The following is a 22229-nucleotide window of genomic DNA, read 5'->3' on the forward strand; positions in this document are numbered from 1 at the left end:
ACCTATTTCTGTGGGCGTGCGGAACATTTGGCGAACACGTCCTTCCCAAGAACGCCGTTCGACGCTATGTTGCCGCAATGAGCCAGTTTGACGACACCGATGCCTTCGAGGCGGCTGTTCCGCTGTCGCAGCGTGCGATGGCCGCGCGGCCCACGCCTTATCTGGACGGCCTGAACATCGCGCAACGCGAGGCGGTCGAGGCGCTGGACGGCCCGGTACTGATGCTGGCGGGCGCGGGCACCGGCAAGACCCGCGCGCTGACCACCCGGATCGTGCATCTGCTGATGCTGGGCAAGGCCCGGCCCGGTCAGATTCTGGCGGTGACCTTTACCAACAAGGCCGCGCGCGAGATGAAGAATCGCATCGGTCGGTTGCTGGGCGAGGCGGTCGAGGGCATGCCTTGGCTGGGCACGTTCCATTCGATCAGCGTCAAGATCCTGCGCCGTCATGCCGAGTTGATCGGCGATGGCGATCTGCATCTGAAGCCCAGCTTTACGATTTTGGACACCGACGATCAGCTACGGCTGATGAAGCAACTGATCGCGGCTGAAAATCTGGATGAAAAACGCTGGCCCGCGCGGCAGTTGGCGGGGCTGATTGACAGCTGGAAGAACCGCTGCATCACCCCTGCCAAGCTGCCCAAGGGCGAAAGTCGGGCCTTCGATGGCATGGGCGGGCAGCTTTATGCGGCCTATCAGCGCCGGCTGCTTGAACTGAACGCGGTCGATTTCGGTGATCTTCTGATGCATTGCGTGACACTGTTTCAGGCGCATCCCGATGTGCTGAAAGGGTGGCAGGATCGGTTCCGCTATATTCTGGTGGACGAGTATCAGGATACCAACGTCGCGCAGTATATGTGGCTGCGATTGCTGGCGCAGGCGCATCAGAATATCTGCTGTGTGGGCGACGATGATCAGTCGATCTATGGCTGGCGGGGGGCAGAGGTCGGCAACATCCTGCGCTTTGAAAAGGATTTCCCTGGCGCGCGGGTGATTCGGCTGGAACAGAATTACCGCTCGACCCCGAATATTCTGGCGGCTGCCTCGGGCCTGATCGCCGAGAATGCGGGTCGGCTGGGCAAGACATTATGGACCGATGCCGAGGACCCGGGCGAAAAGGTTCGGCTGATCGGCCATTGGGACAGCGAGGCCGAGGCGCGCTGGATCGGCGAAGAGATCGAGGCATTTCAGGGCGGACATCGACACGCGGTGGGCAAGGTCAGCCTGAATGACATCGCTATCCTCGTGCGGGCCTCGCATCAGATGCGCGCCTTCGAGGATCGGTTCATGACCATCGGGCTGCCTTACCGCGTCATCGGCGGCCCGCGCTTTTATGAGCGTCAGGAAATCCGCGATGCGATGGCCTATTTCCGGCTGGTGGTCAGCCCCGCTGATGATCTGGCGTTCGAGCGGATCGTAAACACACCCAAGCGCGGCCTCGGCGACAAGGCGGTGCAGACGATCCAGACCGTCGCGCGGCAAAACGGCGTCGGGCTGCTGGAAGGCGCGCGGATCGTCGTCGAAGAGGGGCATCTGGGCGGCAGAGGTTTGGCGAACCTGCGCGAGTTCGTGCAGGGCGTCGGGCGCTGGCACGGCGAGGCGCTGGACAGCCAGTCCAGCCATATCGAACTGGCCGAACGTATCCTGGACGAATCCGGCTATACGACCATGTGGCAGAACGAAAAGACGCCGGATGCGCCGGGCCGGCTCGACAACCTCAAGGAACTGGTCAAGGCGCTGGAAGAATTCGAAAATCTGCAGGGCTTTCTGGAACATGTCGCGTTGGTCATGGACCGCGATGACGGCGATGCCGGCGAAGAGGTCAGCATCATGACCCTGCACGCGGCCAAGGGGCTGGAATTCCCGATTGTCTTTCTGCCTGGCTGGGAGGACGGTCTGTTCCCCAGCCAACGATCCATGGATGAAAGCGGCCAGCGCGGGCTGGAGGAGGAACGCCGGCTGGCCTATGTCGGCATCACCCGGGCCGAGAGGCTGGCAACGATCAGCTTTGCCGGCAACCGGCGGCTCTACGGCCAATGGCAAAGCTCGATGCCGTCGCGCTTTGTCGATGAATTGCCCGGCGATCATGTCGAGGTGCTGACCCCGCCGGGCCTCTATGGTGGCGGCTATGGCGCGGCGATGGCCTTTGCAGGCGCGAATGCGGGCACGGATATGCATGATCGCGCCGCCAAGGCCGATGTCTACAACTCGCCCGGATGGAAACGCATGCAGGCCAGCGCGGCCGGGCGGAAACCGCCGGTGCACAAGGTGCCCGTGGTGATTGACGCGGACCCTGCGGCTGCTTTTTCTGTTGGTGATCGGGTCTTTCACCAGAAGTTCGGCAATGGCACGGTCATGGGCATCGCCGAGGACACGGTGACGGTGCAGTTCCCGACCGGCTTCAAGACGATCAAGGCCGCCTATTTGCAGCCGGCGGGCAGTGCCGCCGGCGACGACGTGCCATTCTAGATCATGATGCGCAAAACCGCGTTGCCGGAACCCGTCTCGGTCGTGTCAGCGGCCAAGCGCCCGCGATATCGCCCCTTCCAGTCGCCGGGTCTCGCGCTCTAGCCCCCAGGGCGGATTGATCACGAACATCCCCGAGCCGATCATATTGTGATCTGCCCGCAGCGGCGGAAATCTGATTTCAGAACGCAGCACATCGCGGTGGTCGGCCGATAGCTGTTCCAGCATCGGCAGGTGCCGCTCGTCGCTGAGGATCGGATACCACAGCGCGATGCTGCCGACGTTCCATTTCCGAGCGATCTGCGCGATCTTGCGCGGTATCTCGTCATATTCCGTTTTCACCTCATAGCTGGGATCAATCAGCATGAGGCCGCGCCTCGGGGTGGGCGGGCACAGTGAATGCGCCACGGTAAACCCGTCACGGCGGTGGATCGTGGCAGAGCCCGCAACCCAGGACAGTGCCGCATGCTCGGCCGGGTGCAATTCGGCCAGATGAACGCTGTCTTTTGGCCGCAGGAAATAGGAGGCAATCAGCGGCGAGCCGGGATAGCTGTTTTTGCCATGGGACGACCGGACCGAGGCCAGCGCCGCCAGCAGGGGGTGGCCGCCCTGCAACCAGCCCTCGCTCTCGGCGCGGCGAATGCCTGCGGCGGCCTCGCCGGTTTTCAGCGATTCGGGGCTGTCCAGGCGGTACAGCCCACGCCCGGCATGGGTCTCGATATAGGTCATCGCCTTGTCCTTGCGGACCATATAGTCCAGCGCGACCGCCAGCATCGAATGCTTATGCAGATCGGCAAGGTTTCCGGCGTGATAGGCGTGCTGATAGCTAAGCATGACTTGGCACTATCGCGACTGCCCTGAAAAAGTAAAGCGGCGACGCCCAGGGAGGAGGAGGGCGTCGCCGCGTCACCGCAGACCCAGGGAGGAGGACGGGCCGCGTATGGGGTGCGGTGATGCCCAGGGAGGAGGAAGGGGCGGTCACCGCGTAACGAGGGGCTGTCCAGGGAGGAGGAGGGACAGCCGGTCCCCGTATTCTTTCAGCGGCAGCCCTCAGGGAGGAGGAGGAGGGCTGCCGCCGCAACAAGATCACCCTCAGGGAGGAGGAGGAAGGCGATCCTGCTATCTGTCGGCGACACCCTCAGGGAGGAGGAGGAGGAGAGGGTGCCGCCTAAACCCTTGCCCCAGGGAGGAGGAGGGGGCCAGGGATTGAAATTCCTTTACTTCGCGGTGCCGTAAGCCGCTTCCAGAGCAATGCGACGAATCATCGAGCGATGAATGCCCAGATCTGACAGGTCGCGCTCGGTCAGCGAGTTCAGTTCGCGGATGGTCTGGCGGTAGACGGCGTTGCGTGCGCGATTTTCCTGCATGCCGGCAATCATCGCGCTCAGTTTGGCGCGGATGCCGTGCGCTGCGTGGGCGCCGCCGTGGATATGTTCAATTGCAGCCATTTGCGTATTCCTTGCGTCTGCTCATCTCATCTGCGCCTTGTCCCGTTCGATCGTCTGTCCGGGTGACGCTTTCTTCGAGTACAAAGATGGCGCTAATGCTGCAGGTGCACAATGACCGAGTGTGAAATTCTGCCATGCAGAAAGCGCATAACTGTTGCTGACCCAATTTTCATGACATGCTGAAAACAAGAGCAAAAAACTTAACAAAAAGTTTACATCATTCACGTTTTGGTTGTAGTTCAGCCAAGTGGCGCAGCGTTTCTTGGGTCAGATCTGCGACATTAGGACGCGCTTGTTGCTCAATGGATACGGTTCCATCATTTTGACGCAGATTCGGCGTGAGGGTTAAGAAATGAGCATCGACGATCAAGTTGCCTTAGGGTCAATTTCCCAGATCGCGATTCCGGGCGGTGGCACGCTTGGGCAGGCAGATCTGATCCGCGCATTTTCGGTCGAAGATACGACGGTCCGATTCGTCCTTGAACTGAAGGATGCGGAACAGGCGCGCGCGTTCGAGCCGGTCGAAGCCGAAGCACGGCGCATCCTGCTGGCGCTGCCCGGGGTGGAACAGGTCTCGATCGTGCGCACGGCGCAGTCAGGCGGTGGCGCACGGGGCGGCGATCAGCCGCCGCAGATGAAGCTGGGCCGTCATCCCAAGCCGCAAGCCGGACCGCAGCAGATCCCCGGCGTTTCGCGGATCATCGCCATTGGCTCTGGCAAGGGCGGGGTGGGGAAATCCACCGTCACCTCTAATCTTGCCGTCGCGATGGCGCGTGCCGGGCGGCGCGTGGGCATTCTGGACGCGGATATTCACGGCCCCAGCCAGCCGCGCATGATGGGCGCAAGCGGTCGTCCGGCCAGCCCTGACGGACAGCGCATCGAACCCTTGCAGGCTCATGGCGTGACGCTGATGTCCATCGGCTTCATGCTGAATGAGGGCGAGGCGGTGGTCTGGCGTGGCCCGATGCTGATGGGCGCCATGCAGCAGATGCTACAGCAGGTGAATTGGGGTGAACTGGATATTCTGCTGATCGACCTGCCGCCGGGCACGGGCGATGTGCAACTGTCACTGTGCCAGAAGGCGGCAGTGACCGGTGCGCTTATCGTCTCGACCCCGCAGGATGTCGCGCTGCTGGATGCGCGACGTGCCATCGACATGTTCGGCAAGCTGAAAACCCCGGTGCTGGGCCTGATTGAGAACATGTCGACCTATATCTGTCCGAATTGCGGACACGAGGCGCATCCGTTCGGCCATGGCGGCGTCGCAACCGAAGCCAAGGCGCTGGATCTGCCGTTTCTGGGCGAAATCCCTCTGGAACTGGAGGTTCGCCTGGGTGGTGATGCCGGCCAGCCCGTCGCCCTGGGCGATGGCGCGGTTTCTCAGGCCTATGCGAGGTTGGCGGACAGGCTGATCAAGGGCGGCATGGCTTAGCCGTCACCATCAACTGTTGTCGGTCTGGCCGTTTTGTTCCAGCACCCGCTGCCGTGCGAATGCGGAATCGCGATCGTTGACGCCCAGCAGGCCCGCGACCAGACGGATGACGCTTTCTTCATCCATGGCGCGATCATCGTCGGAATAGGCCACCTCCCACATCGCGGCGATGACGCTGAACCGATCCTCCAGCGCGATGCGATCCTTGATGATGCGGGTAAAGCGGACGGTGTCGGGCGCCTCTGCCTCGATCATCTCGGCGGCTGCGCGCAGTTCTGCTGCCTCTTGCTGGCTCAGGCCGCGGCGACGCGCCAGAACCTGATCGATACGGCGCATCTCGATCTTGGCATACCGATCATCAGCGCGTGCCACACGAACCAGCAGCGCCGCCAAGGCCATTTCGGCGTCATTGGCATCGATATCGCCCGGTGCGGGCTCGTCGGCGAAAAGCCGTGTCAGCAGACTGCGGAACATAGCGGGATCATACCATTTCCTATATCTGAGACAAGCAGTTATCGCGGCTCATCATAGCCTTCAACGATCGCCAGATCGCCGGTGCATACAGGAAGTCGCAGGGCCAGTGCGGCCTGATATTCGGCGCTGTGATAACAGTCTTGCGCGGCTTGATAGCTGGGAAACTCGACGACCACGCTGCGCGAACGGGCCTCGCCCTCGGTCACCTGTTGCGGGCCGCCGCGAACGAGGAAACGTCCTTCATGTTTCTCGAAGGCCACGGCATTGGCCTGACGATAGGCCTCGTAGGCATCGGCATTGTCGATCGTCATATGTGCGATCCAGTAGCCTTTGGTCATTTGCTTACCTCCTCTGGAATGGCGATCCGCCCCTCTGCAATCGGCACCGCCGTGCCACTGATGCGAATCTCGGTCAGGGCACCGCCGCTGGTCACCGCGGTCAGGCCGATCTGTGATGGACGGCCCATCTCGATGCCTTGCCGCAGCGCGATTGTGTTTTCGCCCTCGACCAACTCGCCCGCGGCCAGCAACTGCGCCGCCAGCAATGCGCTGGCAGAGCCTGTGGCCGGGTCTTCGGGAATGCCCGCCGATGGCGATAACATCCGCGCACGATAGCCATCCGTGTCGCGCGTATACAGATAGGCGCTGTCGACCTGCGCTGCCTCCATCAACCGCGACCAATGCGGCTCGATCGGGCGGGCCCGCGCCAGATCATCCAGCGAGGCCAGCGGCAGATACAGAAAGGCCGGCCCGCCCTGCCAAATGCCGACGCTGTGGTTGTCGAACCCAAGCGCGGCAACGGGCAGATCCAGCGCGCCGGCGATCAGGTCGGGCTCGGCATGTCCCGGATGCGCGACCGGCAGCTTGGGCGCGACGAACTGGGCAACGCCGCCCTTAATGGTGACGGGAACAAGTCCGGCCTCTTCCTCCAGCATGATCTGCATGTCCCTGCCCGATGCCAGATGCAGGGCGCAGCCGATTGTGGGATGACCGGCAAAGGGGATCTCGGCGGTTGGGAAAAAGATGCGGACCCGCGCGGTATGGGCCGGATCGCGTGGCGGCATGACAAAGATCGTCTCGGACAGGTTGAACTGGCGCGCGATGGTTTGCATCTGCGCGGTGCTCAGCGCGCCGGCATCCATCACGATCGCCAGCGGATTGCCGGTAAAGGGCCGGTCCGTGAAGACGTCGCAGATGTAAAAGTCCAGCATCGTTTCAGGTCCTGGCAACAGCGGCGACCATAATGCTGATCGCCGCCATTTGCACAAGGTGCAGCCATGCCTGGCGGTTGTCGCGCCTAGTATTTCTGCGGGACATAAAGGTCGCGTGGCAGCACATCGCGTTCGTAGTCGGGATTGAACACCCGGTTCGGCAACTCGATTTCCTCATGCGGAACCTCGGTATAGGGCATCAGCCCGAGCAGGTGGTTCATACAGTTCAGCCGGGCGCGTTTCTTGTCATTGCCAGGCACGATATACCACGGCGCCTCGGGGATGTTGGTGCGTTCGAACATCTCTTCCTTGGCCTTGGTATAGCTTTCCCATCTGACGCGACTTTGCAGGTCCATCGGTGACAGCTTCCACTGCTTCAGCGGATCGTGGATGCGGATAAGAAATCGCATCTGCTGTTCCTCATCCGTGACCGAGAACCAGTATTTCACCAGCCGGATACCCGACCGCACCAGCATCCGTTCGAATTCGGGAACGTCCTGAAAGAACTGCTCGACCTGATCCTCGGTGGCAAATCCCATCACCCGTTCGACGCCGGCGCGGTTATACCAGCTGCGGTCGAACAGCACGATTTCACCGCCTGCGGGCAGATGCGGCACATAGCGCTGGAAATACCACTGCGTTTTTTCCCGGTCCGAGGGCGCGGGCAGGGCGACGACGCGCGCGACACGCGGGTTCAGGCGCTGCGTGATCCGCTTGATCGCGCCACCCTTGCCGGCGGAATCGCGGCCCTCGAACAGAACGACGATCTTCTCGCCGTAATGGCTGGCCCAGTCCTGCAGCTTGATCAGTTCTGATTGCAGGCGCAGAAGTTCCTGAAAATACACCCGGCGATCCATCTGTTCGGGATGGTTTTCGCGGTAGATGCGCTTGATCTCGGTCGAGAGGACGGCGTCCTCCAGTTCGAGCTCGAAATCCTCGTCCAGGGTGTCCTGCAGCTCGGCGTCAAGCCAGTCCTTGGGTTCATCCTTCATTCCTTCGGTCCTTTACTGTTTGGCACCATGTAAACGCGGATGATGACGATTTTATGCCGCGAGGGGTTACATCATTTGTAGAATATGCACATATAAGTTGTGCGCGGCAGAGTTGTCTCTGTCAGCGGTTGAAGCGTGCCGCGCAAGACCGCGTAACCCCCAGGACAAATCCTCCGCCGCGCACACCGTCAACCGTACCGCACCATTGCCCGTCTGTGGTGAACAGGCTTCTGGTGCCCTTGGCTGGGCGATAGGCGATGCGCCGGCCGTTCACGTCGAACAGGTTCAAAACCCCGCCCGCATTGCGTGAATAAAACCCCATCACCCCGCCATCGCCGGTGATGATCAGCCGTTCCGAATTCGCCGGGTTCGAGGGACGGTTCTCATAGGCGCTGCTGGAATTGGCGCTGTTGGCCGCGCTGTTCCACGCCGAATTGGGCGAGTTCGACATGCGCGAGGGCTTGTTCGCCGGATGCGCGGGGCCAAGATCGAAGGGGATCTGGGATTGCTCGATGACGATCAAGGGCGCATCGGCGTGGGCCGGTATGGCCAGCAGGGCCGAGGCAATGGCTGCGAGGGCAAGGCGCATGAAATCTGTGTCCACTCGTTATCGTTTGGACTGATTGTGCCTTGTGTGGGCTGGTTTGTGTAGGGGGAGCCGTCGGGATCGGCGAAAAGGTGATCGGGGCCGCGCAAGGTGTTGCGCGCAACACCTGCGCGCGTTGCGTGAGGCGGGGCGGAGCGTGTGTGCCGCGAGGACCAGCAAATGCTGGGTTTTGGCCTGCACAGAGTGTGCACCGCGTGGGCACAGGGCGTACACAACCTGTACACAGCTTGCGGGCTGTGGGTTGGGGAACGGTTAACGGACGGGGGATGGGCGTCGTCGTTTGGTGAGCGGTCTGAGGCTGCGGGATCACGACCATATGTTGGCTTATGGTGCTGTGATGGTCTGGTCCGATTAGCGCGGTTGGTCAGCAGAACAGAGGGCAGCGCCCGACCGAGGTGGGGGCAAAGCCCCGCCTGTGGGGCGGGCGGGGGCTGCCCGGTGGTGCCCACGGGGCGAAGCTGCCGCTAGTGCCGCTCTGCCAACTGGCGGTCTTTGATATCGGACTGCCGTTGCCAAAGATGGAAGAAAATACCTTGTATTCCGAAGTTCGCCCCTCGTTGAACAAATAGCCTGAGATCTGTGGTTGGATGAAAGATTTGCGCAGCGTATTCTTCGTAGAATTGTTGTAGTTTGCTTAGTGTTTTCTTGTCTAGGTCGTCCATGGAGCGCGGAGAGTGCCAATTGTGTGCCAGAGCATTTCTGATATCGTTATATCGCCTGATATGCTCGCTCTCAGTTCGCGTTATCAGGCCTAGCGAGAACGCTAGGTTTGCCAACTGAGTTAATGAGCGTTCTTTAACAAGTTGATCGGTTGCTTTGTGATCTACCAAGAATGAAGTGATTAGCCGCCTGAGAACCTCTTCCAAACCAGAAGCAAGGACAATGGCACTTCCTCTAAGGCTTAGGCTGGCATTTTCAAGATTGGCCGAGTCTAAAAAGCTCTGAAATTCTTCGGTATACCAAGCCGGTATCTCAATATTGTGCGTATTTTGCTGCTGCAAATTTGAAGAGTAAGGTTTGATTAGCCCGAATTCACCTGCCACGCCACGTTGAAAAAGGTCGCGGCCGTGTTGCGCAGTGTCATCAGGTGAGGCGGTAAAAGGTAATTCTTGCTTCGTTGATGAGAGCTTTACCCAACAATCAAAAGACGTTTGCTCGGAGTTATTCCAACACAAATCGCGAACCGTCTCGATTCGAAAATCAGGGTGGATCGGCGTTTTCAAACCAACCGCGCCCCCTCCTTAGCCGCCTCCACAAACCCCGCAAACAGCGGCGCTGGCGCGAACGGTTTCGACTTCAATTCCGGATGCGACTGGACGCCGATGAACCAGGGGTGGTCGGGATATTCGATCACTTCGGGCAGTTTGCCATCGGGCGACATGCCGGAAAAGCGCAGGCCGGCATCCTCTAGCTGGTCGCGGTATTTCGCGTCGACCTCGTAGCGGTGGCGGTGGCGGTCTTCCATTTCCAGCGCGCCGTCATAGATTTCGGAAATCTTCGAGCCGGGTTCCAGGACCGCCGTATAGGCGCCAAGCCGCATGGTGCCGCCCTTGTCGTCGCCGAGCTTGCGGTTGACGGTGTAATTGCCCTGCACCCATTCCTTCAGGTGATAGACAACGGGGGTAAAGCGGGTCTTGCCGGCCTCGTGGTCGAATTCTTCGCTGCCGGCATCAGGCATATCGGCCAGGTTGCGGGCGGCCTCGATCACGGCCATCTGCATGCCCAGGCAGATGCCCAGATAGGGGACCTGCTTTTCGCGCGCGTATCGGGCGGCGGCGACCATGCCTTCGGTGCCGCGTTCGCCGAAACCGCCGGGCACGATGATGCCGTGATAGCCGTCCAGCAGATGCGCGCCTTCGCCCTCCAGCTTTTCGCTGTCGACCCAATCGGCCTTGACCCGGACCCGGTTGGCCATGCCGCCATGGGTCAGCGCCTCGGCGATGGATTTATAGGCGTCCTCAAGCTGGGTGTATTTGCCGACGATGGCGATTTTCACCTCGCCCTCGGCATTTTGCAGCCGGTCCATCACATCGTCCCAACGCGACATATCGGGGCGCGGGGCCGGGCTGATGCCGAACGCATCCAGCACCGCCTGATCCAGCCCGGCGCTGTGATAGGCCAGCGGGGCGGCGTAGATGGATTTCAGATCATAGGCCGGGATCACATGATCGGGGCGCACATTGCAGAACAGCGCGATCTTGGCGCGTTCCTTTTCCGGGATCGGATGTTCGGAACGGCAGACCAGCACGTCAGGGGCAAGGCCGATGGACTGCAATTCCTTGACGCTGTGCTGGGTGGGTTTGGTTTTCAGCTCTCCGCTGGCGGCCAGATAGGGCAGCAGCGTCAGGTGCATCAGGATGCACTGGCCGCGCGGGCGCTCATGGATGAACTGGCGGATCGCTTCGAAAAAGGGCAGGCCCTCGATATCGCCGACCGTGCCGCCGATCTCGCACAGCATGAAATCGACCTCGTCATCGCCGATGGTCAGGAAATCCTTGATCTCATTGGTGACGTGCGGGATCACCTGGATCGTCTTGCCCAGATATTCGCCGCGCCGTTCCTTTTCCAGCACGTTGGAATAGATCCGGCCCGAGGAAATCGAATCGGTCTTGCGGGCATGAACGCCGGTAAAGCGCTCGTAATGGCCCAGATCCAGATCGGTTTCCGCGCCGTCATCGGTCACGAAGACCTCGCCATGTTCAAAGGGCGACATCGTGCCGGGGTCGACGTTCAGATAGGGGTCCAGCTTGCGCAAACGCACCGTAAAGCCGCGCGCCTGCAGCAGCGCGCCAAGCGCCGCGGATGCCAGCCCCTTGCCAAGGGACGAAACAACCCCGCCGGTGATAAAGATGTAACGCGCCATTTGGCCCCCGTGATGTCGTCAATTCTTGTCGAACGCAGGCCGTCCAGCGACCTGCATCACGGGGTTCAAGACATAAGGCAATCGTCCCGTGGCCGCAACGGACCGCAAGCAGATGTGGGGCGTTTTTTACGCCCCGCAATCTATGGTGTGATCAGTTGGTCGCAGGTTGCGCAGGTTCGGCCGGTGTTTCTGCCGCAGGCGGTGTCACGGCGTCAGCAGCCGGTGCTGCGGCCTCTGGCGCGGTTGTCTCTGGCGCGGTTGTGGCCGGTGCCGTCTCGGCCGGTGCGCTGGCAGGCGCTTGCGGCGAGGGCGGGGTCACAGGCTGGCCGCTGGTCGTCGGCGGGGGCGTATACGTGCCCAGGTTGGGCAGGTTCGAGGCCGGTGCCTCTTCCTGGCTTTGCGCCTGGCCGCCCAGCTGATCGATGATCGAGCCGGTCGAGGCTTCGCGCGCTGCAATCACAGTCAATGCGATCGAGGTCACGAACAGCGCGATGCCGAAAACCCAGGTCAGCCGGGTAAAGACGTTTGCCGCCTGCCGGCCGCTCATGACGCCACCACCGCCGCCGCCACCACTGCCGCCCATGCCAAGGCCACCGCCTTCGGAACGTTGCAGCAACACCACCCCGGTCAGAAGCAGGGCGAGAATCAGATGGATCGTCAGCACGACGTTTTGCACGGGGCGGGCCTTTCCTTTGCGGACGCGCCTATCTAGGCGCAGCATGGCTGGATGGCAAGTGTCGCATGGTCCACAAATCCCGCGTTTTACACCGCGTCTGTTCAAATGGGGTTGTTTGGTTTGGCGGGCAAGCGAGCAGGCTGGCGGCTGGTTGCGTCGCGCAGGACAGCAGGCCACCGCGCCGCTCTGCGAGACAGCCGCTCATGCCGTGCATGGGCGATGCTGCGTTGCGGACCGTTGCGGCGACCTGCGGCGGCGGGTAAGTGCGGCTGATGCGTGGGGTGATGATACAGGGCACGGGCTCGAATGTCGGCAAGTCGCTGCTGGTCGCGGGGCTTTGCCGGGCCGCGCGTTTGCGCGGGCTGAAGGTCGCGCCGTTCAAGCCGCAGAACATGTCGAACAATGCCGCCGTTACTGTCGATGGGGGTGAGATCGGTCGCGCGCAGGCGTTGCAGGCGCGCGCCTGCGGGCTGGAGCCGATCAACGACATGAACCCGGTGCTGCTGAAGCCCGAAACCGATACCGGCGCGCAGGTCGTGGTTCAGGGGCGCGCCATCGCACGGGCCGAGGCTGCCGATTACGGCGCGTTGAAGCCACGCTTGATGGGGGCGGTGATGGACAGCTTCCAGCGGCTGAGCGCCGGCCATGATCTGGTGATCGTCGAGGGCGCCGGCAGCCCGGCAGAGATCAACCTGCGCCCGCGTGACATCGCCAATATGGGCTTTGCGCGGGCTGCGGGGGTGCCGGTGGTGCTGGCGGGCGATATCGACCGTGGCGGTGTGATCGCGCAGATCGTCGGCACGCAGGCGGTGATCGACCCACAGGATGCTGCGATGATCCGGGGCTTTCTGATCAACAAGTTCCGGGGCGATCCGCGGCTCTTTGATGATGGCTATCAGTTCATTCAGGATCGCACCGGCTGGCCGGGCTTTGGGGTGCTGCCGTGGTTCGGCGCTGCCACGCGGTTGCCGGCGGAAGACGCGGTCGATTTGCGTGCCTCGTGCGGCTCTGGTCTGCATGTCGTTTGTCTGACCCTGTCGCGGATCGCGAATTTCGATGACCTCGATCCGCTCGCGGCAGAACCCGGTGTGCGATTGACCATGCTGGGGCCCGGGCAGGCGCTGCCCGGCGATGCCGATCTGGTGGTGATCCCCGGCACCAAATCCACGCGCGGCGATCTGGATTTTCTGCGCGCGCAGGGTTGGGACATCGACCTTGCCGCCCATATTCGGCGCGGCGGGCATGTGCTGGGTCTCTGCGGCGGCTATCAGATGCTTGGCCGCGTGATCCGCGATCCTCTGGGGGCCGATGGCGCACCGGGCGAGACCGAGGGGCTGGGTCTGTTGGACGTGGAGACTGAAATGGCGACGGATAAACGCCTGACCCGCATCACCGGCACGGCCCTGGGCCAGACCATCAGCGGCTACGAGATCCACATGGGCCGCACCGAAGGGCCCGATTGCGCGCGGCCCTTTGCCCATATCCCGGACCCCGACGGCGCGATCAGCCGGGATGGTCGGGTGACGGGCACATATCTGCACGGGCTTTTCGCCGATGACAGCCTTCGCGCGGCCTTCCTTGGCCGGCTCGGCGCGGCCTCACAGCCGGGCTATGAGGCGGGGGTCGATGACACGCTGGACGCCCTTGCCGAGCATATGGAACGGCATCTGGACGTGCCGGCGATCCTTGGGCTTGGCTGAGGACAGGCCCCGGCGAAGCCAGGGTCAGCCGTTCATGGCGGTCATCACCCGGTCCCATTCGGCGTGACTGCCCGGTATGCCCATCCGCAGCCAGCCGGATGAATAGGGGAAACGCCGCGTCCAGATCTGGGCGCGTGCCAGATGATCCTGCGTGGCTTGGGCGTCGCCTGTCTCATAGAGGCGGAACAGATGTGTGCCGCCCACGGTCTGCCAGCCACGCCGCAGCGCCAGCCGGTCCAGCCGCAGACTGGCCTCGGACAGATAGACCACCGCGTCATCGGCCCATGCGAGGTCCGCCATGGCGCGGGTGCCGATCGCCAGCGCCGGTCCATTGACGGACCACGGCCCCGCGGACTGTGCCAGACTTGCCAGCAGCGGGGGTTGACCAATCGCAAACCCCAGTCGCAACCCGGCCAGCCCCCAGAACTTGCCGAAACTGCGCAGGATCGTCACGTTCTCGGGCGCAGCGCTGGCCAGCGACAGGTCGGGCCGGGGATCGGCAAAGCTTTCGTCGATGATCAGGTGACCGACGCGGCCCGCCAGATCAGCCAGAACATCAGGCGCCCATTCACGTCCGTCCGGATTGTTGGGGTTCACGACTACCGCCAGATCGGCGCCCTCCATGGCATCCAGTGTGGCGGCATCGCGGACCTGCCACCCGGCATCGCGCAGGCTGGCGGCGTGTTCGTTATAGCTGGGCGTCAGCACTGCGGCACTTCCGGCAGGCAGCGCCCGTGGCAACAGTTGTATCGCCGCCGAGGCCCCGGCCAGAGGCAGCACCCGTTCAGGCGCACAGCCGAACCACCCGGCGGCGGCATCGATCAGGCCGACCCGGGCCGATTCGGTGGGCAGGGCCTGCCAGACCGCCTCAGGCAATGCGCCGACCGGATAGGGGCGACGGTTGATCCCCGTCGACAGGTCAATCCACTGCCCGCCGCCAAAGCGTTCCTGCGCCCGGTCGATATCCCCGCCATGGTCGCGTTTCATGCGGTTTTCCCTCTTGCTGCCCGATGTCATTCTGCTAGGCAGCCGCCCGGATCAAGGCAAGCCGTTAAGGAAATTTTGCTTTACAGCAGCGTCTTTCCGACACAGGATGTTGTATATGCATCAGGGCAATCCCGCCGGGTGTTGTGATACCTACCATGGCTAGCGGCGACAAAACCGCTTCCGCAGATAGGGGACGGGCAGGGGACAGGCATGGCTCATACCGACGCTTACATCCACAGCGACGACATCCACCCGATCGACATTGTCGAAACGGTCGCCGCCCATCACGAATGGGATTTCGACCGCCTTGCAGACGACCAGATCGTCATGGTGGTCGAGGGGCAGTGGCGCAGCTATTCCATCACGCTGGCATGGTCGCCCTGCGAAGAGGTTCTGCGTCTGATCTGCACCTTCGATATGGACCCGCCCGCCGATCGGCTGGCCGAGCTGTACGAAGTGCTGAATCTCGCCAATGATCAGGTCTGGGATGGCAACTTCACCTTCTGGAACGAACAGAAGCTGATGGTCTGGCGCTACGGCCTTGTGCTGGCCGGCGATTGCATCGCGGCGCCTGAGCAAATCAACCAGATGATCCGCAATGCGCTGTCGGGTTGCGAACGCTTTTACCCCTCATTCCAGTTGGCCGCATGGGGCAACAGCTCGCCCGCCGAGGCGCTGGACATCGCCATGTCCGAGGCCTACGGACGGGCCTGAGGGGGCCTTTGCCCCCAGCAAGGCAAGGGGGCGAGATGACCGATTTTCAGGAAATGGACCGCCGCGGGCTGGTGCTTGTGGGGTGTGGCCGGATGGGCGGCGCGATGCTGCGCGGCTGGCTGGCGCGCGGGCTTGAACCGGGCGCGGTAACCGTGATCGACCCAAAGCTGGGGTCGGATTGGGCGGATAAGGGGCTGCGTGTGAATGCACCCTTGCCCGACGATCCAGCCGTTCTGGTTCTGGCCGTCAAGCCGCAGATGATGGCGGATGCTTTGGGCGAACTGCCTGACCTGCGCGACACGCTGGTGATTTCGGTCGCGGCGGGCACGACCATCGCCAGTTTCGAAAACGCCTTTCCCGACAGCCCTGTGATCCGGGTCATGCCCAACACCCCGGCGGCGATTGGACAGGGGATCTCTGCGATGATCGGCAATGCCGCCGCCACGCCTGCCCATCTGGATCTGGCCGAGGCGCTAATGCGCGCCGTCGGTCGCGTCGTGCGGTTGCAGAGCGAAGATCAGATGGACGCCGTCACCGGCCTGTCCGGCAGCGGCCCCGCTTATGTGTTTCACCTGATCGAGACCATGGCCGCGGCAGGCGAGGCGCAGGGCCTGCCCGCCGAACTGGCGTTGGAACTGGCGCGCATGACCGTGGCGGGCGCGGGCGCGCTGGCGGTCGATGCCGACGAAGATCCGGGCGTTCTGCGCGAAAACGTCACCTCGCCTGGCGGAACCACTGCCGCCGGGCTCAAGATGCTGATGGACGCGGAAACGGGCCTGCCGCCGCTGATGCTGCGCACCGTCGCCGCCGCCACGGCCAGGGGGCGTGAACTGGGGGCGGCAAAGTGACCCTGTCTTTCGATGAATTCCAGAAGGTCGACATTCGCGTCGGCACCATCATCCGGGCCGAACACTTTCCCGAGGCGCGCAAGCCCGCGATCAAGCTGTGGCTGGATCTGGGCGAGTTGGGCGAGCGGAAATCATCGGCCCAGATCACCCGCCACTATGCGCCAGAGGGGTTGATTGGCAAACAGGTGCTGTGCGTGGTTAACTTTGCGCCGCGTCAGATCGGCAAGTTCATGTCCGAGGTTCTGGTTCTGGGTGTGCCTGATCAGGATAACGAGGTGGTGCTGATCGGGCCTGACCTGGATGTTCCGAACGGCGGAAGGATGTATTGATGAAGCTTTTGGTGACCCGGCCGATGACCGAGGCCGCAACCCGCGCGATTAACGCGCGTTTCGACGCCACCTACCTGCCCGACCGACCCCTGACCCCCGCCGAGGCACAACAGGCCATGCGCGAGTTCGAGGTGATCCTGCCCACCTTGCGGGATGCGTTTTCAGCCGAGGCCTTTGCCGGTGCCAAGCCGGGCGATCTGCGCTGCAAGCTGCTGGCCAATTTCGGCGTGGGCTACAACCATATCGACATTGACGCCGCGCGGGCAGCCGGGATTGCGGTCAGCAATACGCCCGGTGCCGTGACCGATGCCACCGCTGACATTGCCATGACCCTGCTGCTGATGAGCGCGCGCCGCGCCTCTGAGGGCGAGCATCTGGTCCGCAGCGGCAACTGGGATGGCTGGTATCCGACGCAGCTGCTGGGCAGCCACGTCACCGGCAAGACCGTGGGCATCATCGGTATGGGTCGCATCGGCAAGGCCATCGCCGCGCGCTGTCATCTGGGCTTTGGGATGCGGGTGGTGTTTCACAACCGCTCGACGGTTTCGTCGCTGGATATCCGGGCGCGGCAGATGCCCAGCCTGATCGAAACGCTGCAAGCCGCCGATTTCGCGATTGTGGCCGTTCCGGGCGGCGCGGGCACGCATCACCTGATCGGTGCGGATGAACTGGCCGCGTTGGGGCCAAGGGGGCATCTGGTCAATATTTCTCGCGGGGATGTGGTGGATGAGGCCGCACTGATCGCGGCGCTGCAATCGGGCAGCATCGCGGGTGCCGGGCTGGACGTTTATGAACAGGAACCGCAAGTGCCGCAGGCCCTGCGCGCGCTGTGGAATGTCAGCCTGCTGCCGCATCTGGGCACGGCGGCCGAAGAGGTCCGGACCGCCATGGGCCTGCGCGCGCTGGACAACCTGATCGACCACCTGGACGGGCAGCCACCTCGCGATTTGGTGACTTAACAATTGCTGCCAAGCGGAACCGACTGCGGGTCCCGCTCGTTGAGCCGTCGAACGTATAGCTAAACCTGAAGGGAGAGCTTGATGAACTGGGATGTTGTCGAAGGTAAGTGGAAACAGCTCAAGGGCGCAGCGCGCGCCAAGTGGGGCGATCTGACCGATGACGAGCTGGATCAGCTGGAAGGCAATCGTGAAAAGATGGCCGGCAAGCTCCAGGAAAAATATGGTTGGACGAAAGAAGAGGCCGAAAAGCAGGTCGACGATTTCGCCCGCGATCTGGACGACACCAAGAACTCATAACGAGTTTGTCCTGAACGGATGGGAAGGGGGCCTTGGGCCCCCTTTTCTTTTGTCTGAAATCAGGGTCATTTAGCGCCATGACAGAATTAGGCGAAAGCGCGATGGCCTATATCCGCGCCGGTATCGAGGCAGCCGATCCGGCAGCATGTGTTTCCCAGACGCTGGATCAGGCATTGGCCGATCCACCTGCGGCGGGGGGGCAATGGCAAGTGATCGCACTTGGCAAGGCAGCACGTGCGATGGCCTCGGCGGCGCTGGCGGGGCTGCCCAAGGGCACGACCGCGCTGGTCATCACCAATTCGGGCAATGATGAGCCGCTGGAGGGTGCACGCATCCTGACCTCTGGCCATCCCGTGCCCGACGCACAGGGCGAGGCTGCTGCGGCCGAGGTGCTGGCGATCCTGGCGGCGACGACGCCTGATGATCGCGTGCTTGCGCTGATCTCGGGCGGTGGGTCGGCCATGTTGCCCGCCCCGATCGTCGGGCTGACGCTGAAGGACAAGCAGGCGGTGAACAAGCTGCTGCTGGCCTCGGGCGCGGATATTGTAGAGATGAATCTGATCCGTCAGGCGCTGTCCCGCCTGAAAGGCGGCGGCTGGCTGCGTGCCAGTGCCGCGCCGGTGACCGCGCTGATCCTGTCGGATGTGCCGGGCGACGACCTGCGTGTCATTGCCTCTGGCCCGACCGTGGCACCCATAGGCACGATCGAAGAGGCGGCCGCCAAGGCAAAGGCGCTGGGTATCTGGGACGACCTGCCCGAGGCCGTGCAAGAGGCGCTATTGCGCCCTGACGATCGCGCGACTGCCCCTGATGCCCGCAATATCCTGATCGGTTCGAACCCGAAAAGCGTGGCTGCCATGGTCGCGGCGGGCGCGGTCGAAGGGCCGATCCCGCTGTCTGGCGATGTCTCGGATTGCGCGGCGGCGCTGCTGGCTGCGGTGCGCGATCTGCCACCCGGTTCGGCGATGGCCTTTGGCGGCGAAACGACGGTCACCCTGACCGGCAGGGGGCAGGGCGGGCGCAATCAGGAGCTGGCGCTGCGTTTCGCGAAACTCGCAGGCGACACGTTGGGGCAGGACTGGGTCTTTGCCAGCGTCGGAACCGATGGCCGCGATGGCCCCGGGCAGGCGGCGGGCGGCATGGTCGGGCCGGATACCGTCGCGCGCATCGCCAGTGCCGGTCATGATCTTGATGCCCTGCTGGCCAATAACGATTCGACCCGCGCACTGCGTTTCGGCAAGGCGCTGGTCACGACCGGGCCCACGGGCACCAACGTCGCCGATCTGGCGGTCTTCCTGCGCGGTGCAGCCTTGTGATCCGCGCCTTCGCCTCGGTCAATGGCAGGCTTGCGCCGCTGGCCGAAGGCTTATCGCTGAACACTGCCGACTGGATCGACCTCTGGTCGCCAACGGCAGCCGAGGCCGAGGCCGTCGCGGCGATGGGGATCGAGATCCCGACACTGGCCGAAATGGAAGAAATCGAGATCTCGAACCGCCTCTATCGCGAGGGCGATACCGACTACATGACGGCGGTGCTGCCCGGAGAACGGCCCGACGGCGTTCACGCGGCCATGCCGGTGACCTTCGTGTTGTCGTCCCACCACCTGATCACTGTCCGCCACCACACGCCGCGCCCCTTCGTGACCTTTCCGGACCGGGCGGATCGTTCAACCGCGGGCTGTCATTCGGTCGACCGCATCTTTCTGGGCCTGATCGAAGAGATCATCGCCCGCCTCGCCGATATCCTTGAAGGGTCGGGCAGGGTGCTGGACCAGACCACGCTGAAGGTCTTTGACGCCGGCGCCGACAGTGCATCGGATGATTTGCAGCACGCGCTGTCCAAGGTCGGGCGCGAGGCCGAGATGATGGCGCGGGTCCGGCTGGGTCTGTTGACCATCGAGCGGCTTTTGGCGTTTTTCAACGCAAGGGCCGAGGGTCGGTTGGAAAAGGGCAAACTGCGCGCGGTTCTGCGTGCGCAACAGCGCGATGTGCAGGCGCTGGAGGTTCACGCCGATTTTCTGTCTTCGCGTGTCAGCCTGTCGGTCGATACCACTCTGGGCATGATCAACCTGCAACAGAACAAGACGGTGCGGGTGCTGTCGGTCATCTCGGCGCTTTTCCTGCCGCCGACGTTGATCGCCAGCATTTACGGTATGAACTTTCAGGTCATGCCTGAACTTGCCCAGCCCTGGGGCTATACGATGGCGCTGGTGATGATGGTGGCGTCTGCGGCCGGAACCTATTTGATCCTGCGCCGCAAGAACCTGCTGTAACGGATTGATCAGAAGGCGATCCGTTCGATCTCATGAAAGCGGCCGCGATCATCCTCGCCGCATAGCGACACGGCATCCAGCACCATCGGGTCGGGCAGAATCGGCGCCAGTTGGGGCTGCAGGATGGCGTGCAGGGCACGGGTTTCGGCCTGAGGCAGGCGGCCGGTCAGGGTCATGTGGAACCGAAACCCCTCGATCACCCAGGGATAACCCCATTGCAGCAGCCTGGCGCGTTGGGCGTCTGTCAGACGCTCGGGTCGGCGGCGGGCGATCTCTGCCTCGGTCAGGGGCGCGCGGTGGTGATCCAGATCGCGAACCAGCCCGGCTGCGAGCGATTGCAGCGCCTCAGACGGCTGCGCGGGGATCAGCGCAAGAAACCCGTCCAGCGTCGCCAGTTGCAAGCCGCCGGCAAGGGTCACGGGCGAAAGACCGCGGCAATGCGCGGCCAGATCGGCCAGCAGCGCGGCCTGATCGCTGCCCGGCGCCAGTCGGAAGGGCGGTTTCAGCGTTGCATGAAACCCATAGCGCCGGGGCGTTTCGGTCAGCGCCGCGATCTGGTCGGACGGCAGATCGCACAGCTGTGGATGCGCCACCTCGCGCCCCGCTCGCAGATCCCAGCCCAGCCAGTCTGCGCCGAACTGCGCCAGCGGCCCCGGCGGCGCCGTGTAATAGATCGCATAGCGTCCAAATGCTGTCACCGCTTGACCCCGCCCCGAATTGGCCCCAACCATGTGACATGGCTGACGTGGTTTTGACAAATGCCCGGATCATCCTGCCCCGGACGGTGTTGCATGGTCATCTGGTCCTTCGCGACGGGCTTATCGCCGAGATCGGCGATGGTCGCGTTGCCGGTCTGGACATGGGCGGCGATTACCTTGGCCCCGGACTGGTCGAGTTGCATACCGACAACCTCGAGCGCCATATCCACCCGCGTCCCGGTGTCGACTGGCCCCATGACGCGGCGATTCTGGCCCATGATGGTGAATTGGCAGCGAACGGCATCACCACGGTTTTCGACGCCATGCGGATCGGCTCGATCGACGGTCAGTCAGGGTATGGGCGCTATGCGCGTGGCCTCAGCCGCGAACTGGCAGCGGTTCGCAAGGCCGGCCTGCTGCGGATCAGCCACCACCTGCACCTGCGCGCCGAGATTTGCAGCGAAACGCTGATCGATGAACTGGCCGCATTCGACGCAGAGGACCGTGTCGGGCTGGTCAGCCTGATGGATCACACGCCGGGTCAACGCCAGTTTCGCGACCTTGGCGCGATGCGCCGTCACGTGCGCGGCAAGCGCGGCATCGACGACGCGACCTTTGATGCCTATGCCCGGCACAAGATCGCGCTCAGCGAAAGATTGGGCCAGGCGCATCAGGCGGCGGCACTGGATTTCGCGCGGCGGGTCGGCGCGGTGATGGCCAGCCATGACGACACCACGCCCGAACAGGTGGCGCAATCTGCCGCCCATGGTATCACGCTGGCCGAATTCCCAACCACGGCCGAGGCCGCGCGCGCCTGCCGCGTGCATGGCCAGTCGATCATCATGGGCGCGCCGAACCTGATCCGAGGCGCCTCGCATTCCGGCAATGTCGGGGCGGGCGATCTGGCGGCGCAGGATCTGCTGGATATCGTCAGTTCCGATTACGTGCCGGCGGCGCTGCTGGCCTCGGCCATCCGGCTGTCGGGCATCTGGAATGATTTGCCGCGCGCCATCGCCACCGTCACCGCCACGCCCGCCCGCGCCGCTGGTCTGGACGACCGGGGGCGCATCGCGCCGGGCCTGCGCGCTGATCTGATACGCTTTGCCCTGCCGTCCCGCGCGCCGGTCATGCGCGAAACCTGGGTCGAGGGTCGCCGCGTGGCCTGATGTCGCCTGAGATGGCGGGCTTGCGCGGTCACGCCTGCCGCCCTATCGCGAAGCAAGCAGAAAGGAACGCGGCCGTTGCGGTCGATGCTGTT

Annotated in this window: 23 protein-coding genes; 11 read left to right on the forward strand and 12 right to left on the reverse strand. The window is 63.2% G+C overall.

The genetic code is table 11. From position 1 onward, the window contains the following. Positions 1-77: 77 nt before the first annotated feature. A complete protein-coding gene (locus tag CUV01_RS11315; protein ID WP_101460561.1) occupies positions 78-2468 on the forward strand; it encodes an ATP-dependent helicase in 2391 nt (796 codons plus the stop codon). A gap of 45 nt (positions 2469-2513) precedes the next feature. On the opposite strand, the gene CUV01_RS11320 is transcribed toward CUV01_RS11315, so the two are convergent. Both CUV01_RS11320 and CUV01_RS11325 read right to left on the reverse strand, forming a co-directional pair. Next, complete coding sequence (locus CUV01_RS11320; RefSeq protein WP_101460562.1) at positions 2514-3299, reverse strand: 23S rRNA (adenine(2030)-N(6))-methyltransferase RlmJ; 786 nt, start codon at positions 3297-3299, stop codon at positions 2514-2516. Positions 3300-3682: 383 nt separating this feature from the next. Continuing rightward, positions 3683-3913, reverse strand: coding sequence for a DUF1127 domain-containing protein (locus CUV01_RS11325; RefSeq protein ID WP_198731810.1), 231 nt, complete (start codon positions 3911-3913; stop codon positions 3683-3685). A 352-nt stretch (positions 3914-4265) separates the two neighbouring features. On the opposite strand from CUV01_RS11325, the gene CUV01_RS11330 reads away from it, so the two are divergent. Beyond that, a complete protein-coding gene (locus CUV01_RS11330) occupies positions 4266-5345 on the forward strand; it encodes an Mrp/NBP35 family ATP-binding protein (RefSeq protein WP_101460563.1) in 1080 nt (359 codons plus the stop codon). A gap of 9 nt (positions 5346-5354) precedes the next feature. Here the strand turns inward: CUV01_RS11330 and CUV01_RS11335 are convergent, their stop codons facing one another. From CUV01_RS11335 to secG, 8 genes are all read right to left on the reverse strand, one after another. Next, complete coding sequence (locus CUV01_RS11335) at positions 5355-5819, reverse strand: tellurite resistance TerB family protein (protein ID WP_101460564.1); 465 nt, start codon at positions 5817-5819, stop codon at positions 5355-5357. Positions 5820-5857: 38 nt separating this feature from the next. Then, positions 5858-6157 (reverse strand): DUF1330 domain-containing protein, encoded by a 300-nt coding sequence (locus CUV01_RS11340; protein ID WP_101460565.1) that lies wholly within the window; start codon positions 6155-6157, stop codon positions 5858-5860. Next, complete coding sequence (locus CUV01_RS11345) at positions 6154-7029, reverse strand: PhzF family phenazine biosynthesis protein (RefSeq protein ID WP_101460566.1); 876 nt, start codon at positions 7027-7029, stop codon at positions 6154-6156. The genes CUV01_RS11340 and CUV01_RS11345 overlap by 4 nt, the downstream gene beginning before the upstream one ends. Before the next feature lie 86 nt (positions 7030-7115). Then, the gene (gene ppk2, locus CUV01_RS11350; protein ID WP_101460567.1) at positions 7116-8021 is read right to left on the reverse strand and encodes a polyphosphate kinase 2; all 906 of its coding nucleotides are present in this window, start codon (positions 8019-8021) and stop codon (positions 7116-7118) included. Positions 8022-8142: 121 nt separating this feature from the next. Further along, entirely contained in the window at positions 8143-8625 is a 483-nt protein-coding gene (locus CUV01_RS11355) for a hypothetical protein (protein WP_232962200.1), read from the reverse strand. A gap of 467 nt (positions 8626-9092) precedes the next feature. Continuing rightward, positions 9093-9851, reverse strand: coding sequence for a hypothetical protein (locus CUV01_RS11360; RefSeq protein WP_157994836.1), 759 nt, complete (start codon positions 9849-9851; stop codon positions 9093-9095). Continuing rightward, positions 9848-11491, reverse strand: a complete 1644-nt coding sequence (locus tag CUV01_RS11365; protein ID WP_101460570.1) for a CTP synthase — start codon at positions 11489-11491, stop codon at positions 9848-9850. The genes CUV01_RS11360 and CUV01_RS11365 overlap by 4 nt, the downstream gene beginning before the upstream one ends. 151 nt (positions 11492-11642) lie before the next feature. Further along, positions 11643-12167 carry a preprotein translocase subunit SecG gene (secG, locus tag CUV01_RS11370; RefSeq protein WP_101462044.1) on the reverse strand — a complete coding sequence of 175 codons (525 nt, stop codon included), beginning with the start codon at positions 12165-12167 and terminating at the stop codon, positions 11643-11645. Between the two features lie 272 nt (positions 12168-12439). Between secG and CUV01_RS11375 the strand changes: the two genes are divergently transcribed. Next, positions 12440-13867 carry a cobyric acid synthase gene (locus tag CUV01_RS11375; protein WP_101460571.1) on the forward strand — a complete coding sequence of 476 codons (1428 nt, stop codon included), beginning with the start codon at positions 12440-12442 and terminating at the stop codon, positions 13865-13867. 24 nt (positions 13868-13891) lie between these two features. Here CUV01_RS11375 and cobD read toward each other — a convergent pair whose 3' ends face one another. Then, a complete protein-coding gene (gene cobD / locus CUV01_RS11380; RefSeq protein ID WP_101460572.1) occupies positions 13892-14854 on the reverse strand; it encodes a threonine-phosphate decarboxylase CobD in 963 nt (320 codons plus the stop codon). Positions 14855-15064: 210 nt separating this feature from the next. Here cobD and CUV01_RS11385 point away from each other — a divergent pair, with 210 nt between their 5' ends. The 7 genes from CUV01_RS11385 to CUV01_RS11415 all read left to right on the forward strand — a co-directional run bounded on the left by CUV01_RS11385 (position 15065) and on the right by CUV01_RS11415 (position 20273). After that, positions 15065-15568: a type III secretion system chaperone family protein gene (locus tag CUV01_RS11385; RefSeq protein WP_101460573.1), complete on the forward strand. Its 504-nt coding sequence runs from the start codon at positions 15065-15067 to the stop codon at positions 15566-15568. Positions 15569-15603: 35 nt separating this feature from the next. Beyond that, positions 15604-16416 carry a pyrroline-5-carboxylate reductase gene (gene proC, locus CUV01_RS11390; RefSeq protein ID WP_101460574.1) on the forward strand — a complete coding sequence of 271 codons (813 nt, stop codon included), beginning with the start codon at positions 15604-15606 and terminating at the stop codon, positions 16414-16416. Then, the gene (locus CUV01_RS11395; protein WP_101460575.1) at positions 16413-16745 is read left to right on the forward strand and encodes a tRNA-binding protein; all 333 of its coding nucleotides are present in this window, start codon (positions 16413-16415) and stop codon (positions 16743-16745) included. The genes proC and CUV01_RS11395 overlap by 4 nt, the downstream gene beginning before the upstream one ends. After that, on the forward strand, positions 16745-17704 hold the full coding sequence (locus CUV01_RS11400; RefSeq protein WP_101460576.1) for a 2-hydroxyacid dehydrogenase: 960 nt from the start codon (positions 16745-16747) through the stop codon (positions 17702-17704). The genes CUV01_RS11395 and CUV01_RS11400 overlap by 1 nt, the downstream gene beginning before the upstream one ends. A gap of 81 nt (positions 17705-17785) precedes the next feature. Then, complete coding sequence (locus CUV01_RS11405; protein ID WP_101460577.1) at positions 17786-18001, forward strand: CsbD family protein; 216 nt, start codon at positions 17786-17788, stop codon at positions 17999-18001. Between the two features lie 77 nt (positions 18002-18078). Further along, entirely contained in the window at positions 18079-19317 is a 1239-nt protein-coding gene (locus CUV01_RS11410) for a glycerate kinase type-2 family protein (RefSeq protein WP_101460578.1), read from the forward strand. Further along, complete coding sequence (locus CUV01_RS11415; RefSeq protein WP_101460579.1) at positions 19314-20273, forward strand: magnesium transporter CorA family protein; 960 nt, start codon at positions 19314-19316, stop codon at positions 20271-20273. Before CUV01_RS11410 ends, CUV01_RS11415 begins: the two co-directional genes overlap by 4 nt. An 8-nt stretch (positions 20274-20281) precedes the next feature. Here the strand turns inward: CUV01_RS11415 and CUV01_RS11420 are convergent, their stop codons facing one another. Further along, positions 20282-20971 carry a DUF1045 domain-containing protein gene (locus CUV01_RS11420; RefSeq protein ID WP_101462045.1) on the reverse strand — a complete coding sequence of 230 codons (690 nt, stop codon included), beginning with the start codon at positions 20969-20971 and terminating at the stop codon, positions 20282-20284. A gap of 38 nt (positions 20972-21009) precedes the next feature. On the opposite strand from CUV01_RS11420, the gene CUV01_RS11425 reads away from it, so the two are divergent. Beyond that, on the forward strand, positions 21010-22137 hold the full coding sequence (locus tag CUV01_RS11425) for an alpha-D-ribose 1-methylphosphonate 5-triphosphate diphosphatase (RefSeq protein ID WP_101460580.1): 1128 nt from the start codon (positions 21010-21012) through the stop codon (positions 22135-22137). Positions 22138-22229: the final 92 nt, after the last annotated feature.

It is taken from the genome of Paracoccus tegillarcae (assembly GCF_002847305.1).
GTDB classification, from domain to species: Bacteria; Pseudomonadota; Alphaproteobacteria; order Rhodobacterales; family Rhodobacteraceae; genus Paracoccus; species Paracoccus tegillarcae.